This is a genomic window from Novosphingobium sp. GW821-FHT09E05 (assembly GCF_059416165.1).
Map to the genome: position 1 here is coordinate 23,479 of NZ_JBWKOQ010000007.1, position 14,733 is coordinate 38,211.

At 68.6% G+C, this 14,733-nt stretch carries 13 protein-coding genes; 6 read left to right on the forward strand and 7 right to left on the reverse strand.

Going from position 1 to position 14,733, the window contains the following annotated elements; all coding sequences use genetic code 11:
* Positions 1-359 precede the first annotated feature (359 nt).
* Positions 360-1,262 (forward strand): LysR family transcriptional regulator, encoded by a 903-nt coding sequence (locus AC07M9_RS19310; protein WP_494886036.1) that lies wholly within the window; start codon positions 360-362, stop codon positions 1,260-1,262.
* Between the two features lie 126 nt (positions 1,263-1,388).
* Complete coding sequence (locus AC07M9_RS19315; RefSeq protein WP_494886038.1) at positions 1,389-3,380, forward strand: TonB-dependent receptor domain-containing protein; 1,992 nt, start codon at positions 1,389-1,391, stop codon at positions 3,378-3,380.
* A 101-nt stretch (positions 3,381-3,481) separates the two neighbouring features.
* On the opposite strand, the gene AC07M9_RS19320 is transcribed toward AC07M9_RS19315, so the two are convergent.
* Positions 3,482-5,746 (reverse strand): NADP-dependent malic enzyme, encoded by a 2,265-nt coding sequence (locus AC07M9_RS19320; protein ID WP_494886039.1) that lies wholly within the window; start codon positions 5,744-5,746, stop codon positions 3,482-3,484.
* Between the two features lie 113 nt (positions 5,747-5,859).
* Between AC07M9_RS19320 and mutS the strand changes: the two genes are divergently transcribed.
* Both mutS and AC07M9_RS19330 read left to right on the forward strand, forming a co-directional pair.
* Positions 5,860-8,463 carry a DNA mismatch repair protein MutS gene (gene mutS / locus AC07M9_RS19325; protein ID WP_494886040.1) on the forward strand — a complete coding sequence of 868 codons (2,604 nt, stop codon included), beginning with the start codon at positions 5,860-5,862 and terminating at the stop codon, positions 8,461-8,463.
* 23 nt (positions 8,464-8,486) lie between these two features.
* On the forward strand, positions 8,487-8,645 hold the full coding sequence (locus tag AC07M9_RS19330) for a hypothetical protein (protein ID WP_494886042.1): 159 nt from the start codon (positions 8,487-8,489) through the stop codon (positions 8,643-8,645).
* 196 nt (positions 8,646-8,841) lie between these two features.
* On the opposite strand, the gene AC07M9_RS19335 is transcribed toward AC07M9_RS19330, so the two are convergent.
* The 5 genes from AC07M9_RS19335 to gluQRS all read right to left on the reverse strand — a co-directional run bounded on the left by AC07M9_RS19335 (position 8,842) and on the right by gluQRS (position 12,100).
* Positions 8,842-9,162, reverse strand: a complete 321-nt coding sequence (locus AC07M9_RS19335; protein ID WP_494886043.1) for a hypothetical protein — start codon at positions 9,160-9,162, stop codon at positions 8,842-8,844.
* 176 nt (positions 9,163-9,338) lie between these two features.
* Positions 9,339-10,208 carry a 3-hydroxyacyl-CoA dehydrogenase family protein gene (locus AC07M9_RS19340; protein ID WP_494886044.1) on the reverse strand — a complete coding sequence of 290 codons (870 nt, stop codon included), beginning with the start codon at positions 10,206-10,208 and terminating at the stop codon, positions 9,339-9,341.
* A gap of 61 nt (positions 10,209-10,269) precedes the next feature.
* Positions 10,270-10,839 carry a cob(I)yrinic acid a,c-diamide adenosyltransferase gene (locus tag AC07M9_RS19345; protein ID WP_494886045.1) on the reverse strand — a complete coding sequence of 190 codons (570 nt, stop codon included), beginning with the start codon at positions 10,837-10,839 and terminating at the stop codon, positions 10,270-10,272.
* Between the two features lie 173 nt (positions 10,840-11,012).
* Positions 11,013-11,246, reverse strand: coding sequence for a hypothetical protein (locus AC07M9_RS19350; RefSeq protein ID WP_494886047.1), 234 nt, complete (start codon positions 11,244-11,246; stop codon positions 11,013-11,015).
* Complete coding sequence (gene gluQRS, locus AC07M9_RS19355) at positions 11,243-12,100, reverse strand: tRNA glutamyl-Q(34) synthetase GluQRS (RefSeq protein WP_494886048.1); 858 nt, start codon at positions 12,098-12,100, stop codon at positions 11,243-11,245. Before gluQRS ends, AC07M9_RS19350 begins: the two co-directional genes overlap by 4 nt.
* Before the next feature lie 174 nt (positions 12,101-12,274).
* Here gluQRS and AC07M9_RS19360 point away from each other — a divergent pair, with 174 nt between their 5' ends.
* Entirely contained in the window at positions 12,275-12,883 is a 609-nt protein-coding gene (locus tag AC07M9_RS19360; protein WP_007688031.1) for an HNH endonuclease, read from the forward strand.
* A gap of 7 nt (positions 12,884-12,890) precedes the next feature.
* Positions 12,891-13,229, forward strand: a complete 339-nt coding sequence (locus tag AC07M9_RS19365) for a YciI family protein (protein ID WP_494886049.1) — start codon at positions 12,891-12,893, stop codon at positions 13,227-13,229.
* A gap of 25 nt (positions 13,230-13,254) precedes the next feature.
* On the opposite strand, the gene AC07M9_RS19370 is transcribed toward AC07M9_RS19365, so the two are convergent.
* A complete protein-coding gene (locus AC07M9_RS19370; RefSeq protein ID WP_494886051.1) occupies positions 13,255-14,538 on the reverse strand; it encodes a dicarboxylate/amino acid:cation symporter in 1,284 nt (427 codons plus the stop codon).
* Positions 14,539-14,733 lie beyond the last annotated feature (195 nt).

Sequence of the window (14,733 nt, forward strand, 5' to 3'; positions counted from 1 at the left end):
ATCCACGTCCCGTAACGGCAGAGCTTTCCGCTTGCCCGTATAGATAGCCAGAAAGTATCGGATTTTCTTTAATATTATTTCTATCAAGCGCCAGGCAGCGCCAAAACTTCCAGTCTGTTCGGCGAGCACTGGTTCCCGTTTTTCCAACCACCGTCCCCGCCGCCCACCACGGATCATGCAGCCACGCCCGGCGCCTTGCCCCCGTCCCACGAACCGGCCCGGGGGAGCGGGGAGATTACCGCCGATTCGGTTGTAGTTGCGCTTTTCCCAGGCGTTTCAAATTGTTTCGCACGCCCGGGCGGGTGGCGAGGCCCGCGGCAAATTGCTAATGCGATTGCCTTGCAAAAATCGCCCTGCCCATGATCCCGTCGCTTTCCCCCAACCTGTTGCTGGTCCTCGCCATGCTGCTCAGGACCAAGAGCGTCAGCGTGACGGCGGTGACGCTGGGCGTGAGCCAGCCGAGCATCAGCCGCTCGCTGGCCAAGCTGCGCGACGCGCTCAACGATCCGCTGCTGGTGCGCTCGGGCGGAGGCATGATCCGCACCCATCGCGGGGACGAACTGGTCGGCCGGCTGGCCGACTGGGTCGCGGCCACGTCCTCTTTGCTGACCGAGCGCAAGTTCGATCCTGCCGGGGTCCAGCGGCGGTTCCGCGTCGCCTCGACCGACTTCGGCGTCATGACCGTGGTGCTGCCCGCGCTGGCGGCGCTGCGCCGGGCGGCACCGGGCATCGCCATCGACGTGCTGCCGCTGGGCCATGCGACCCACCGCTCGCTGGCACAGGGCGACATCGACTTTGCGATTTCCGGGCTGGAACACGACCCCTCCCAGCTCCACCGCCTGCACCTGTTCCGCGACCGCTTCGTCTGCGTGACCGCCCCCGGCCATCCCCTGGCGGCGGCAGGCGATGCCCCGGTGCCGCTCGACGATTTCCTGCGGTATCCCCATCTCGGCATCACCGTCAGCGATGCCGAGCTGGACCGCGTCGCCACCTCGCTGGGCAACGGCGCGAACGGGCGCCGGGTGGCGGCCAGCGTCCCCTATTTCAGCCTCGCGCCGGACCTGCTCCTGGCCGGCGACCTGGTGATGGTCGTGCCCTCGCGCGCCATGGCGGGGTTCGCGCGCGCCGACGAACTGGCCGCCCGCCGCGCACCCGAGGACCTTGGCGAACTCGACTACGGGCTGCTGTGGCATGAGCGCAGCCACCGCGATCCTGCCTCGGCCTGGCTGCGCGACCGGCTGCTGGCGGCCAGCCGCGCCTGAGGCCGGCCGGTTCCGGGCGAATAATCGTTATCCGATATTGTCTGTTGGCCTCCAGCCCCTCTGCGGCGAAGGGCGCTCTTGCAATCCATTTGCATTAGCAATTTTACGATTTCCAAGGGGGTCCCCGTGTCCAAGAAGAACAGGCTGCGCGCCGGTGCGGCGGTGCTGACGCTCGCCATCATCGCCCAACATGCTCCGGCCTACGCCGCCGATGCAGCTGGGGAGGCGTCCGAGACGACCAACGCCTCGACTATCGTCGTCACCGCCACCAGCCGCGAGCAGGAGGTGAAGGACGCGCCCGCCTCGATCAGCGTGATCACCCGCGAGGACCTCGAGCGCATGCCCTACCGCGAGGTTACCGACGCACTGATGGAGGTCCCGGGCGTCACCGTGACGCCGGGCGAGGGCAACAGCCGCGACATCTCGATCCGCGGCATGTCGCCGCAGTACACGCTGATCCTGGTCGACGGTAAGCGCCTCAGCAGCCGCGAGACCCGCACCAACGGCGGCAACAATTCGGAAGGCGGCCTGCTGCCCCCGCTCGAGGCGATCGAGCGCATCGAGGTCGTGCGCGGGCCGATGTCCTCGCTCTACGGCTCGGACGCGATGGGCGGCGTCGTCAACGTCATCACCCGGCGCATCGCGACCAAGTGGCGCGGCAGCGTGCGCGCCAACGGGACGATGCAGCTCTCGGACGAGTACGGCAATTTCGCCGACGCCAACTTCTACCTCTCGGGCCCGATCACGAGCGGCATCGGCCTGCAGCTCCAGGGCTCGATCAACCGCCGCACCGAGGACGACATCGTCGGCGGCACGCCGGAGCGCAACGACGAGAGCCTGGCCGGCAAGATCGGCTTCTCGGCCGGGCCGGACCACGACTTCATCGTCGAGGGCGGCTACTACCGCCAGGAAACGATCGCCACCGCCGGCAGGACCGTCGAGGTCACCGCCACCGTTCCCGAAGGCACCGAAAACAGCCAGACGCAGCAGCGCTGGGTCGGTTCGATCAGCCACCAGGGCCGCTGGGGCTTCGCCAGTTCCGACAGCTACGTGCAGTACGAGGATGCGAAGAACCTGGAGACCACCAAGCGCATCAAGAACACCGTCGCGCAGTCGATCTGGTCGGTGGCGCTGCCCTCCAACATGCTTAGTCTCGGCGGCTTCTTCCGTAACGAGGACCTGACCGACACCACCGGCAACCTGCTGGCCGGCTCGACCCGCGCCGGTGCCAGCCGCACCAACTGGGCGCTGTTCGCCGAGGACGAACTGACCATCCTCGACAACCTGCACCTCACCGGCGGCATCCGCCTCGACAACGACGAGCAGTACGGCGCGCACTGGACGCCGCGCATCTACGCGGTGTGGAACGTGGTGCCGAGCTTCACGCTGAAGGGTGGCTATTCGCAGGGCTTTCGCGCGCCGAACCTGCGCCAGACCCTGCCCGACTGGGGCCAGAGCAGCCGTGGCGGCACGATCTACGGCAACCCCGACCTCGAGGCCGAGACCTCGCGCACGATCGAGGCGGTGGCGATGTACGAAGGCAATGGCTTCCAGGCGAGCCTGACGGCCTACGACACCCGCTTCAACGACAAGATCACCCGCGTCACCTGCGTGGTCGCGGGCGCCTGGTGCGTGGACGAGCCGCTCAGCTCGATCGGCCGGCCGCCGACGACCTACGTCAACGTCGACAAGGCCAAGGTTCGCGGCATCGAGGCGACCGTCGACGTCAAGCTCACCGATACCCTGCGCGTCAACGCCACCGGCACGCTGACCGATTCCGAGCAGCTTTCCGGCACCAATGCCGGCGCCGCGCTCAACGACACGCCGAAGCAGCAGGCCAGCGCCTCGCTCAACTGGCGGCCGGACGACCGCTTCAGCGGCTACCTGCGCGCGGTGTTCCGCGGCGAGGAAGCGGTGACCGAGGCGCAGATCAGCGGCAGCAACCTGGTCGTCGAATCGTACACCACGGTAGACCTCGGCGCGTCGTACAAGGTCACGCGGGACTTCACCTTCCACGCCGGCGTGCAGAACCTGCTCGACAAGCGGCTGAACTATGACGAGGCCGGCTACATGATCGACCCCGCCCGCGTCTGGATGGGCGTCACCGCCCGCTTCTGACGAAACGAACGGGGCCGCACCTTCGCAGGCGCGGCCCCGGGACGGTATCGTCGGGAAAGGAGAACGCAGGGGCCGCCACCCCTGCGTTCTTTTTCATGGCCTCAGCCCGCGATGCCTGCCGCCGCGAGCACGGCGAGGGTCAGCACGTCGGGGGCGATGGCGGTCATCGGCGCGACCTGCACCGGCTTCTCCATGCCCAGCAGCATCGGCCCGATGGTGGTGGTGCCGCCCACTTCGCGCAGCAGCTTGGCCGAGAGGTTGGCCGACTGCAGGCCGGGCATGATGAGCACGTTGGCCGGCGCGGTCAGGCGGCTGAACGGATAGAGCGCCATGACCTTGGGGTTGAGCGCGGCATCGGGGGCCAGTTCGCCCTCGTACTCGAAGTCCGGCTGCTGCTGGTCGAGGATGTGGATCGCCTCGCGCGTCGTATCCAGCCACTTGCCCGCCGGGTTGCCGAAAGTCGAGTAGCTGAGGAACGCCACGCGCGGCTCGTGGCCGAGCTTGCGGGCGACCGCCGCCGTCTCGGTCGCGATGACCGCGAGTTCCTCGGCGCTGGGACGCTCGTTGATGGTGGTGTCGGCCATGAACACGGTGTGGTTCTTGCCCACCAGCATGTGGATGCCGAAGGGCAGCTTGCCCTGTGCCGGGTCAAGGACGCGGCGCACTTCCTTCATCGACTGCGCGAAGGGCCGGGTCATGCCGGTGATCATCGCATCGCCGACGCCGAGCTTGAGCAGGCCGGAGGCGAAGATGTTGCGGTCGGTGTTGACCATGCGCTGCACGTCGCGCTGCAGGAAGCCCCGGCGCTTGAGGCGCTCGTAGAGCATCTCGACCATCGGGGTTACGTGCTCGGAGACCATCGAGTTCTCGATGTGGAAGCTCTCCGGGTGCGGCACGCCCAGTTCGACCATCTTGTCGAGGATGGTCTGGGTGCGGCCGACCAGGACGGGCTCGCCGTAGCCGAAGTCGCGGTACTGGATCGCGGCGCGCAGCACGACTTCGTTGTCCGCCTCGGCGAAGATCACGCGCTTGGGGTTGGCCTTGACCTGCTCGTAGACGCGGGTGAGCACCGAGGTGGTCGGGTTGAGGCGCGCCTTGAGCTTGTGGCGATAGGCCTCGAAGTCTTCGATGGGCTTCTGCGCCACGCCCGAATCCATCGCCGCCCTGGCGACGGCCATGGGGACGACTTCCATCAGGCGCGGGTCGAACGGCGCGGGGATGATGTAGTCGCGGCCGAACACCTGCGTCTCGCCGCCGTAGGCCGCCGCGACGTCCTCGTGGACCTGCTCGCGCGCCAGTTCCGCGATGGCGGTGGCGGCGGCGATCTTCATCTCCTCGTTGATCGCGGTCGCCCGCACGTCGAGAGCGCCGCGGAAGATGAAGGGGAAGCCAAGAACGTTGTTGACCTGGTTGGGATAGTCCGAGCGGCCGGTGGCGACGATCGCGTCGGGGCGCACCGCCTTGGCTTCGGGCGGGGTGATCTCGGGGTCCGGGTTGGCCATCGCGAAGATGATCGGCTCGGGCGCCATCGACTTCACCATCTCGGCGGTGATCGCGCCCTTGGCGGACAGGCCGAGCACGACGTCGGCGCCGACGATGGCCTCGGCCAGCGTGCGCTTCTCGGTCTTGACCGCATGGGCCGACTTGAACTGGTCGACCCGCTCGCGGCCCGGGTAGATCACGCCCTTGGTGTCGCAGACGAGGACGTTGTCATGCTTCACGCCCATCGACTTGATGAGCGAGGTGCAGGCGAGCGCCGAGGCGCCGGCGCCGTTCACCACGACCTTGATCTCGTCCAGCTTGCGGCCGGTGACGAGGCAGGCGTTGATGAGGCCCGCCGCCGCGATGATCGCGGTGCCGTGCTGGTCGTCGTGCATGACCGGGATCTTCATGCGCTCTCGCAGGGCCTGCTCGATGATGAAGCACTCGGGGGCCTTGATGTCCTCGAGGTTGATGCCGCCGAAGCTCGGCTCCATCATCGCGATCGCCTCGATCAGCGCCTCGGTGTCCTCGCTGGCGAGCTCGATGTCGATGGAATCGACGTCGGCGAAGCGCTTGAACAGCACCGCCTTGCCTTCCATCACCGGCTTCGATGCCAGCGCGCCGAGATTGCCCATGCCCAGGATCGCGGTGCCGTTGGAGATGACGGCCACCAGGTTGCCCTTGGCGGTATAGTCGTAGGCGGTTGCGGGATCGTCGGCGATGGCCTGCACGGGCACGGCGACGCCCGGCGAATAGGCGAGGCTCAGGTCGCGCTGCGTCGCCATCGGCTTCGACGCGATAATCTCGATCTTACCCGGACGCTGGGTACTGTGGTAGAACAGCGCCTCGCGATCGGTGAACTGAACCTTGCTTTTCTCGGACAAGCGATATCTCCCGGTTGCGCCTCGCGCCCTAACCAATCTCTCGCCGACGCGATAGGGGAAAGGATGGGTAGCCGTGCTTCCCAAGAGCGCCGCCCTGCCGCTATCGCCGGGGCATGACTTCAGCCCCGACTCCGATGATGGCGCAGTACCTCGCCTTGCGCGAGGAAGCGGGCGACTGCCTGCTGTTCTACCGCATGGGCGACTTCTTCGAGCTGTTCTTCGATGACGCGAAAACGGCAAGCCAGATTCTCGACATCGCGCTGACCACGCGCGGCGAACATGCCGGCGTGCCGATCCCGATGTGCGGAGTGCCCGTCCACGCAGCGGAGGGCTACCTCGCACGGCTCATCAAGGCCGGTTGCCGCGTCGCCATCGCCGAGCAGGTCGAGACCCCGGCCGAGGCCAAGAAGCGGGGCGGCTACAAGGCGCTGGTCTCACGCGACATCGTGCGCTTCGTCACCGCCGGCACGCTGACCGAGGAAGCGCTGCTCGAACCGCGCCGCGCCAACGTGCTCGCCGCCGCCTGCGAGGTGCGCGGCACCGTGGGCATCGCCGCCGTCGACATCTCGACCGGCCGCATGGAGCTGGAGGAATGCCCGGCCGACCGGCTGGCCGCCGCGCTCGCCCGGCTCGGCGCCAGCGAACTGGTGGTGCCCGACGGCTGGGATGCCGCGCCCGACGGCGCCATCCCGCGCTCGGCCCACGAGTTCTCCTCCGATGGCGGCGAGGCGCGGCTCATGCTGGTCCACGGCGTCGCCACGCTCGACGGCTTCGGCGCCTTCACCCGGCCGATGCTGGCGGCGGTCGGCGGACTGATCGCCTATCTCGACCACGTCGGGCGCGGCAAGCTGCCGCTGCTACTGCCGCCCGAGGCGCGCGCCGGGGACGCCGCGCTCGCCATGGACGAGGCGACGCGCGCCAGCCTCGAAATCCTCGAATCGTCGCAGGGCGGGCGCAAGGGCAGCCTGATCGACGCGATCGACCGCTGCGTCACCGGCGCCGGCGCACGCCAGCTGGCCGACGACCTCTCCGCCCCGCTGACCGACCGCCTCGCGATCGCCGGGCGGCTCGAACTGGTCGAGTGGCTCCACGACGACGCGCTGCTGCGCGAAGACCTGCGCGCCGCGCTGCGGGCGCTGCCCGACCTCGGCCGCGCGCTGGGCCGCGTGGTGGCGGGACGCGGCGCCCCGCGCGACCTCGGCCAGCTGCGCGACGGCCTCTCGGGCGCGCGCCGGATCAGTGAGCGGCTGGGCGCGATGGACGGGCTGCCGGTGCTGCTCGAACGGGTGCTGCCCGACCTCGGCGGGCACGCCGCGCTGGTCGATCATTTCGCCCGCGCGCTGGTGGAAACCCCGCCGACCGAGCGCGGCCAGGGCGGCTACATCGCCGCCGGCTACAACGCCGCGCTCGACGAGTTGCGCGTCATGTCGGGCAACGCCCGCCGCGCCATCGCCGCGCTGGAGGCGAAGTATCGCGAGGACACCGGCGTCGCCTCGCTGAAAATCAAGCACAACAACGTGCTCGGCTACTTCATCGAGGTCGCCCAGCGCCATGCCGACAAGCTGCTCGAACCCGACAGCGGCTTCACGCACCGCCAGACCATGGCCGGCGCGATGCGCTTCAACGCGCTGGCGCTGCACGAGGAAGCCGCGCGCATCACCGAGGCAGGGGCTCACGCCCTCGCCGCCGAGGAAGCGCATTTCGAGGAACTGGTGGCCGAGGCGATCGCCGCGCGCCAGTCGATCGCCCGCACCGCCGCTGCGCTCGCCCGCATCGACGTCGCCGCCGGACAGGCCGAACGCGCCGCCGAGGGCGGCTGGACCCGGCCCCAGGTGGTCGAGGGCATCTCGCTCGACATCGAGGGTGGGCGTCACCCGGTGGTCGAGGCGGCGCTCAAGAACCAAGGCGAGCGCTTCGTCGCCAACGACTGCCGCCTCGCCACGCATGACCGGCTCTGGCTGATAGGTGGCCCTAACATGGGCGGTAAGTCGACCTTCCTGCGCCAGAACGCGCTGATCGTGCTGCTCGCGCAGGCGGGCGGCTTCGTGCCCGCCAAGGCAGCGCGCATCGGCATGGTCGACCGCCTGTTCAGCCGCGTCGGCGCCTCCGACAACCTCGCGCGCGGGCGCTCGACCTTCATGGTGGAGATGGTCGAGACCGCCGCCATCCTCGCGCAGGCGACCGACCGCAGCTTCGTGATCCTCGACGAAGTGGGCCGCGGCACCTCGACCTACGACGGCCTGGCGCTGGCCTGGGCGATCGCCGAGGCGGTCCACGAAACCAACCGCTGCCGCTGCCTCTTCGCCACCCACTACCACGAACTCGCGCGGCTGGCGGAGACCTGCGAGGCGCTCTCGCTGCACCACGTCCGCGCGCGGGAGTGGAAGGGCGACCTCGTGCTGCTGCACGAACTGTCGGAAGGGCCCGCCGACCGCAGCTACGGCCTTGCCGTCGCGCGTCTCGCGGGAGTTCCGCCCAAGGTCATCAGCCGGGCCAAGTCGGTGCTGGAGAAGCTGGAGAAGGGCCGCGCCGAAACCGGCGGGCTGGCCGCGGGCCTGGGTGACCTGCCGCTGTTCGCCGCCGCGCAGGTTACCCGCGAGGCGGAGTGCGACACCCTGCGCGACCGCCTGCGCGACATGGACGTGGACGCCCTCGCCCCCCGCGACGCGCTCGAGATGCTCTACGACCTCAAGCGCGAGGCGGGTAACGAACCTTAACTCTCGCAGGGTGTGGGAGTGGCATGATGGGTCCCAGGATCACCACCGTTTTTCGCAGCCGCTGGAACGCACTGTTCTGGTCCGCCGGGGTGTTGCTGACCGCCTATTGCTCGGTTCCGTCGCCGGACGATGATACCTCGTCCGACCAGGCGCAGGTCATGGCCTCCGATGCGCCGCATTAAGAATCTTTGGTCGAAGGACTAGGACTCGGGCTGCTTCAACCGCCACCGCGCAATTACCGGAAGCCGTCGCCCCCGCGAAGGCGGGGGCCCCGCTTTCCTGGCGGCTCATCGCGAGGCCGAAAGAACAAGCGGGGTCCCCGCCTACGCTAGGACAAGGTATGTTTCGGGTGACGGTGGTATTTGGAGGTCCGCCCGCTCAGCTGTCGTCTTCAGAGAACTCCTCGTCGGCGGCATTGCGCTTGCCGTAGCGACCCTCGAGGTCATCCATCGTCTCCTCGCCGTCGTAGGCGGACATGTCGATGGTGCCGCTGCTGTCCATCTGGTTCATGTGATCGACGATGTCCTGGACGTCGTCCTCATCTTCGATGCCGCCCTTGACCTTCTCGGTGTCGCCAAGGCCGGCGTTGGACGACGTACGGCCCTGGGCTTCGTCGGCGATGGACTGCGCCTGGGTGTCCTCCTCTTCCTGCTCGTCGTTCACCGTTTCGGGCGGAAGGTCGTCGGTGCGTTCGATCATGGGGAAATCTCCTTTGCAGGAGTAACGGGCGGGGGGAGCGGGGGGTTCCGAGAAGAAGTCGTCGTCCCCGGCTCGACCGGGACCGCTGACCGGGCCACACCCGCCGTCGGCGAGGCCGCGCCTGAAGATCTGCCAGCGGTCCCGGATCAAATCCGGGACGACGGCATGGACGACGCTTACCGCGAAGGAACCGGCACTTCGCCCGAGTAATCGTAGAAGCCCTTGCCCGACTTGCGGCCATACCAGCCCGCCTCGACGTACTTCTGCAGCAGCGGCGCGGGGCGGTACTTGGGGTCGCCGGTTGTCGAGTGAAACACCTTCATGATCTCGTAGAGCGTGTCGAGGCCGACGAAGTCCGCCAGCGTCAGCGGGCCCATCGGGTGGTTGAGGCCGATCTTGCAGCCGGCGTCGATGTCCTCGACCGAGCCGATCCCGGCGCCGAGCACGAAGATCGCCTCGTTGAGCATCGGGCACAGGATGCGGTTGACGACGAAGCCGGGCTCGTCGCCGGCGAGGACCACGGTCTTGCCCAGCTTCTCGCCGAACGCCTTCATGCGCTCGATCGTATCCTGCGAGGTGGCGAGGCCGGGGATGACTTCGACGAGGCCCATGACGGGAACCGGGTTGAAGAAGTGCAGCCCGCAGAAGCGCGCAGGGTCGGGCGAGCCGGCGGCCATGCGGGTGATCGGGATCGAGCTGGTGTTCGACGCCATGATCGCATTGGGCCCCAGCACCTTGCCGGCAGCCTCGAAGATCTTCGCCTTAATGTCCTCGCGCTCGGTGGCAGCCTCGATGATGAGGTCGGCGCCGGACAGCGCGGCATAGTCGCCCACGGGGGTGATACGGGCGAGCAGCGCCTCGGCGTCGGCCTGGCTGATCTTTTCCTTGGCGACGAGCTTCGACAGGCTCCTGGCGATGCCGGCCTTGCCCTTCTCGGCGATCTCCAGGCTGATGTCGGTCAGGACCACGTCGAGGCCCACGCCCGCGACGGTCTGGGCAATGCCCGCGCCCATGATTCCTGCGCCGATGATACCGACTGTCTGCACTGCCAAACTCCCTCTCAACGTGATGCGAGCGCTGGGTAGCCGCTCGGCTCCGGCGGGGAACCTAGCGATTCTGACCGGGGACCCAAAGCACGTCGTCGGCGCCGTCGGAATTGACCGCCCGGGCGAGGACGAAGAGGTAGTCGCTCAGCCGGTTGATATAGGCGAGCGCGGCGGGGTTTACCGGATCGGTGGCGGCCAGCGCGGTGGCGCGGCGCTCGGCCGAGCGGGTGGAGGCGCGGGCGATGTGGACGCGCGCGGCCGCCTCGCTGCCGCCGGGCAGGATGAAGCTGCGCAAGGGCGAGAGGTGCTCGTTGACCGCGTCGATCGCGGTTTCCAGCCATTCGACCTGCGCGGGGACGATGCGCAGGGTCATCTCGCCGGGCGCGAAGTCGTCGCCGGGCGTGGCGAGGTCGGCGCCGAGGTCGAACATGTCGTTCTGGATGCGCGTCAGGTTCACCGCATGTTCGGTGCCGACGAGCGCGCAGACGGCGAGGCCGATGGCGCTGTTCGCCTCGTCCACCGCGCCGATCGCGTCCATGCGCGCCGCGTGCTTGGGCAGGCGCGAGCCGTCGACGAGGCCGGTGGAGCCGTCGTCACCGGTGCGGGTGTAGATCTTGTTGAGCCGGACCAAGGTACAGGTTCCTTCTGGGGAGGGCGATGCGGTGGGGTTCAAGAATCGTCGTCCCCGCGAGGGCGGGGACCGCTGGCAAGGCCGCGCGGACTCTCGGCGAGGCGCCGCATCAAGGGTACCCAGCGGTCCCCGCCTGCGCGGGGACGACGGGGTTCGCCAGCGCGCTCGGCCGACTACCGCGCCATCGCCAGCAGCAGCGCGCAGACCAGCACGGCGGCGGCCTGGTACTTGATGCGGTTGAACATCATCTTGTTCTGCAGCAGCTGGTTCGCGCTCGGCCCGGTCAGGCTGGGATCGCGGTTGAGGTCTTCCTTGGTGCTGTTCAGGAAGGCGGCGATGCCGCGCACGAGAGTGACGACGACCATGATCATCAGCACGACGACGACAGGGATCAGGATGTAGCTCATGGCGCCTGATGTACGCCCTGTGACAGCGAAATGCCAGCGGGCAGGCGTCCTTCCCGCAGTGCCTGGGCGATGGCGCGCCCGTCCTCCCCGGCGCGGCGCCGGTCGGCCAGCGAAGGTGCGCCGCGCCGCTTGGCGAGCTTGCACAGTTCGCCGTCACGGGCCGGCTCGACCAGCAGCGGGTGGTGCAGCCAGGTCGGCACCGGCAGGCCGAGCAATGCCTGGAGCAGGCGGTGGACATGGCTGGCGGGAAACAGGTCCATGCCGCGCGTGACGAGCGTGATCCCGTCCGTCGCGTCGTCGAGCGTGGCGGCGAGGTGGTAGCTGGCGGGCAGGTCCTTCCTCAGGAGCACGACGTCGCCGAAGATGTCCGGCGTCGCGGTTTGCAAGCCGGCGGCCTCGTCCATCCATGCGAGCGGGCCGGCCAGCGCCATGGCCTTCGCCACGTCGAGGCGCCACGCGGCATGGGCGGGATCGGCTGCGCGGTGGCGGCAGGTGCCGGGATAGATCGGGCCGTCGGGGCCGATCTCCGGCGCGGCGGCGACGATCTCGGCGCGGGTGCAGGTGCAGGGGTAGAGCAGGCCCATCGCCTTGAGCCGCTCGCCTGCCTCGGCATAGTGGGCGAGGCGATGCGACTGGAACACCGCCTCACCGTCCCACGCGAGGCCCAGCCACGCGAGGTCGCGCAGGAATTCCTCGACGAATTCGGGTCGGCTGCGTGTCCCGTCGATGTCCTCGATGCGCAGGATGAACGCGCCGCCACGCGCACGGGCGACATCGTGCGCCACCAAGGCGGCGTAGGCGTGGCCGAGGTGCAGCGGTCCGTTGGGGCTGGGAGCGAAGCGGGTGCGGATCATCTACCGTCCGTCCTAGCGTTCGCTGCGGGCGAAAGGAAACCCGCCATTCGTCAGCGATCCTGTGGATTGCGCGTAGACCTCGTCCTTCAGCGATCTTGACGCGGGCCTGCGCAGGTGCTGCAAAGTACCCATGCGTTGCCATCAAACAGCAATGATAGACTGCGACAGGAGGCCATGCTCAGGGCGGACCTGATCGAGCGCGCGGCCCGTTTCCGCAGCGCGGAGGGAGACCCCTCCCGCAGTCTTTCCGACTGCCCTGCCCTCGTCCTCAATGCGGACTACACGCCGCTCTCCTACTACCCGCTGAGCCTGTGGCCGTGGCAGACCGCGATCAAGGCGGTGGTGCTGGAACGGGTCGACATCATCTCCAGCTACGAGCGCGCGGTACACAGCCCCAGCTGGACGATGCAGATCCCCTCGGTGATCGCGCTGCGCCAGTACGTGCGGCCGAGCGAGTTCCCCGCCTTCACCCGCTTCAACCTGTTCCTGCGCGACCGCTTCTCGTGCCAGTACTGCGGCAGCCCGCATAACCTGACCTTCGACCACGTCGTCCCGCGCCGCCTCGGCGGGCGCACGTCCTGGGAGAACATCCTCACCGCCTGCTCGCCCTGCAACCTCAGGAAGGGCGGGCGCACCCCCAAGCAGGCGCACATGCCTCCTCTGGTCCAGCCCATCCGCCCGACCAGCTGGCAGCTACAGGAACGCGGCCGGGGCTTCCCGCCCAACCACCTCCACGAAACCTGGCGCGACTGGCTCTACTGGGACATCGAACTGGAGGAGTAAGGGCTGCATGACCAAGTACCTCATCTCCTTTCCCAGCGAAGCCATGGTGCTGACCGAGGAGGAATTCCCGATCGTCTCCGCCACCTCTCGGGCCGTGATCGAGGAGGCCAAGGCAGCGGGCGTCTATGTATTCGGCGGCGGCATCCACGAAGGCGTCGATCCTGTGCTGGTAGCCGGCGACGGGTCCGTATCCACCACCATCTACCCCGGCAGCGAGCTCAAGGGCGGCTTCACGGTGCTGGAACTGCCGACCCGCGAGAATGCGCTCGCATGGGCGGCCAGGATCGCGGTGGCCTGCCGCTGCGCGCAGGAACTGCGCGAGTTCATGTACGACCCGGCGAGCTAGGACCCGCAGGGCCTTACCGCCGCGTTCAGTGGATGGTTTCGGCCCTTTGCGGCTCGTCCACGCCCGCATCGACCGCGCTGGTGAGCGCGACGTCCATCGTCACGTTGCCCAGCGTGCGCATGAGGTCGGGGAGGACCTCCACCGCCACCAGAACGCCCAGCGGCCAGAGCGGTACGCCCATGGCCGCCGCGATAGGGCCGATCGAGGAGACGAAGCTGATCGTGCCGGGCAGCGATACCGCGCCGAACGTCGTTGCAAATGCCACGAAAGTACCGGCCGCGAGCGCACCGGTGGTCAGTTCCATCCCGGCGAGCTTCGCGGCATAGACCGCCACCGCCATGTTCATCGCGGGACCGGTCGCGCGGAAGAGCGTCACGGCGAGCGGTAGGGTGAACTCCGAAGTGGCGCCCGAGACGCCCAGCTTGCGGCTGGAGGCGAGCATCGCTGGCAGCGTCGCGATCGAGGACTGGGTCGAGATCGCCACGACCTGCGCGGGCAGCATGGCAGCGGCGAAGGCGCCGAGCCGCTTGCGCCCAGCCATGACGGCGATCACGTAGCCGGCGATCATCACCACGGTGCCCACGGCCACCACCAGCACGATGTAATGCGCCAGCGCCCCCAGCGCCGCGCCGCCGCTGCGTACGCCGAGCGTAAGGCCTAGCGCGAAGACGCCGATCGGGGCGAGCATCAGCACCCAGCCGATCACCACCATCATCGCGCCGGCGAGCCCCTCGAACAGCAGCGCGAGCATCCGGCGCGGCTCGTCCGCGAGCCTGGTCGAGGCGAAGGCGAACAGCGCGACGAAGATGATGACGGGGAGCATGGCGCTAGCCGCCGCCGCCGAGACGACATTCTCAGGCAGCAGCGAGGCCAGGAAATCGGCCAGGCCCGGCACCTTGCCCGGATCGGCACCGTGGGCGAAGGTGACGCCGGCCGGCACCGGGAACAGCCCCAGCAGCAGCGGCATCAGCACCGCCCCCAGGATCGCGCTGAAGGCGAGGAACGAGACGATGATCCCCAGCGTCCGGCGCGCCATGGCCCCGGCGCGCGCGGCGGCGACGGTCTCGACGATGCCGGAGAACAGCAGCCCCGCCACCAGCGGCAGAATGGTCATCTGCAGCCCCTGCAGCCAGAGCGATCCGACAGGTCCCGCCACCGCCAGCGCCGTCTGCGCCACCGATTTCCCGGCGATCAGCAGCCCGATCACCAGACCAGCGACGAGACCGGCGAGCGTCAGCACTCCCGGCACCCGGATCTCGGGAATGCGCGAAGCGGCGGAGGGCGGGGGAGCTAGGGGGGAAGTGGCCATCGCCCCATAGATACGCGGGCGCGCGGCGGATGGCAATTTTGCGTCGCGTGGTGCGGAGCATCGTGGGCTCCCCTCGCCTTCCGTTCGTGTCCAGCGAAGGTGGGGACCCCGCCGGCGCGGGGGCGACGGAGCATTGGGGCAGGGTGGAGGCAAAGGGGAAGCCACGCAGCGCGGGCCATGTTGCCGGTGGATGGC

Bases quoted from the DNA above. Each gene is read 5' to 3' on its own strand.
- AC07M9_RS19310 (WP_494886036.1), top strand. From the start codon at position 360: ATGATCCCGTCGCTTTCCCCCAACCTGTTGCTGGTCCTCGCCATGCTG.
- mutS (WP_494886040.1), top strand. From the start codon at position 5,860: ATGACTTCAGCCCCGACTCCGATGATGGCGCAGTACCTCGCCTTGCGC.
- AC07M9_RS19330 (WP_494886042.1), top strand. From the start codon at position 8,487: ATGATGGGTCCCAGGATCACCACCGTTTTTCGCAGCCGCTGGAACGCA.
- AC07M9_RS19335 (WP_494886043.1), bottom strand. From the start codon at position 9,162: ATGATCGAACGCACCGACGACCTTCCGCCCGAAACGGTGAACGACGAG.
- AC07M9_RS19350 (WP_494886047.1), bottom strand. From the start codon at position 11,246: ATGAGCTACATCCTGATCCCTGTCGTCGTCGTGCTGATGATCATGGTC.
- gluQRS (WP_494886048.1), bottom strand. From the start codon at position 12,100: ATGATCCGCACCCGCTTCGCTCCCAGCCCCAACGGACCGCTGCACCTC.
- AC07M9_RS19360 (WP_007688031.1), top strand. From the start codon at position 12,275: ATGCTCAGGGCGGACCTGATCGAGCGCGCGGCCCGTTTCCGCAGCGCG.
- AC07M9_RS19365 (WP_494886049.1), top strand. From the start codon at position 12,891: ATGACCAAGTACCTCATCTCCTTTCCCAGCGAAGCCATGGTGCTGACC.
- AC07M9_RS19370 (WP_494886051.1), bottom strand. From the start codon at position 14,538: ATGGCCACTTCCCCCCTAGCTCCCCCGCCCTCCGCCGCTTCGCGCATT.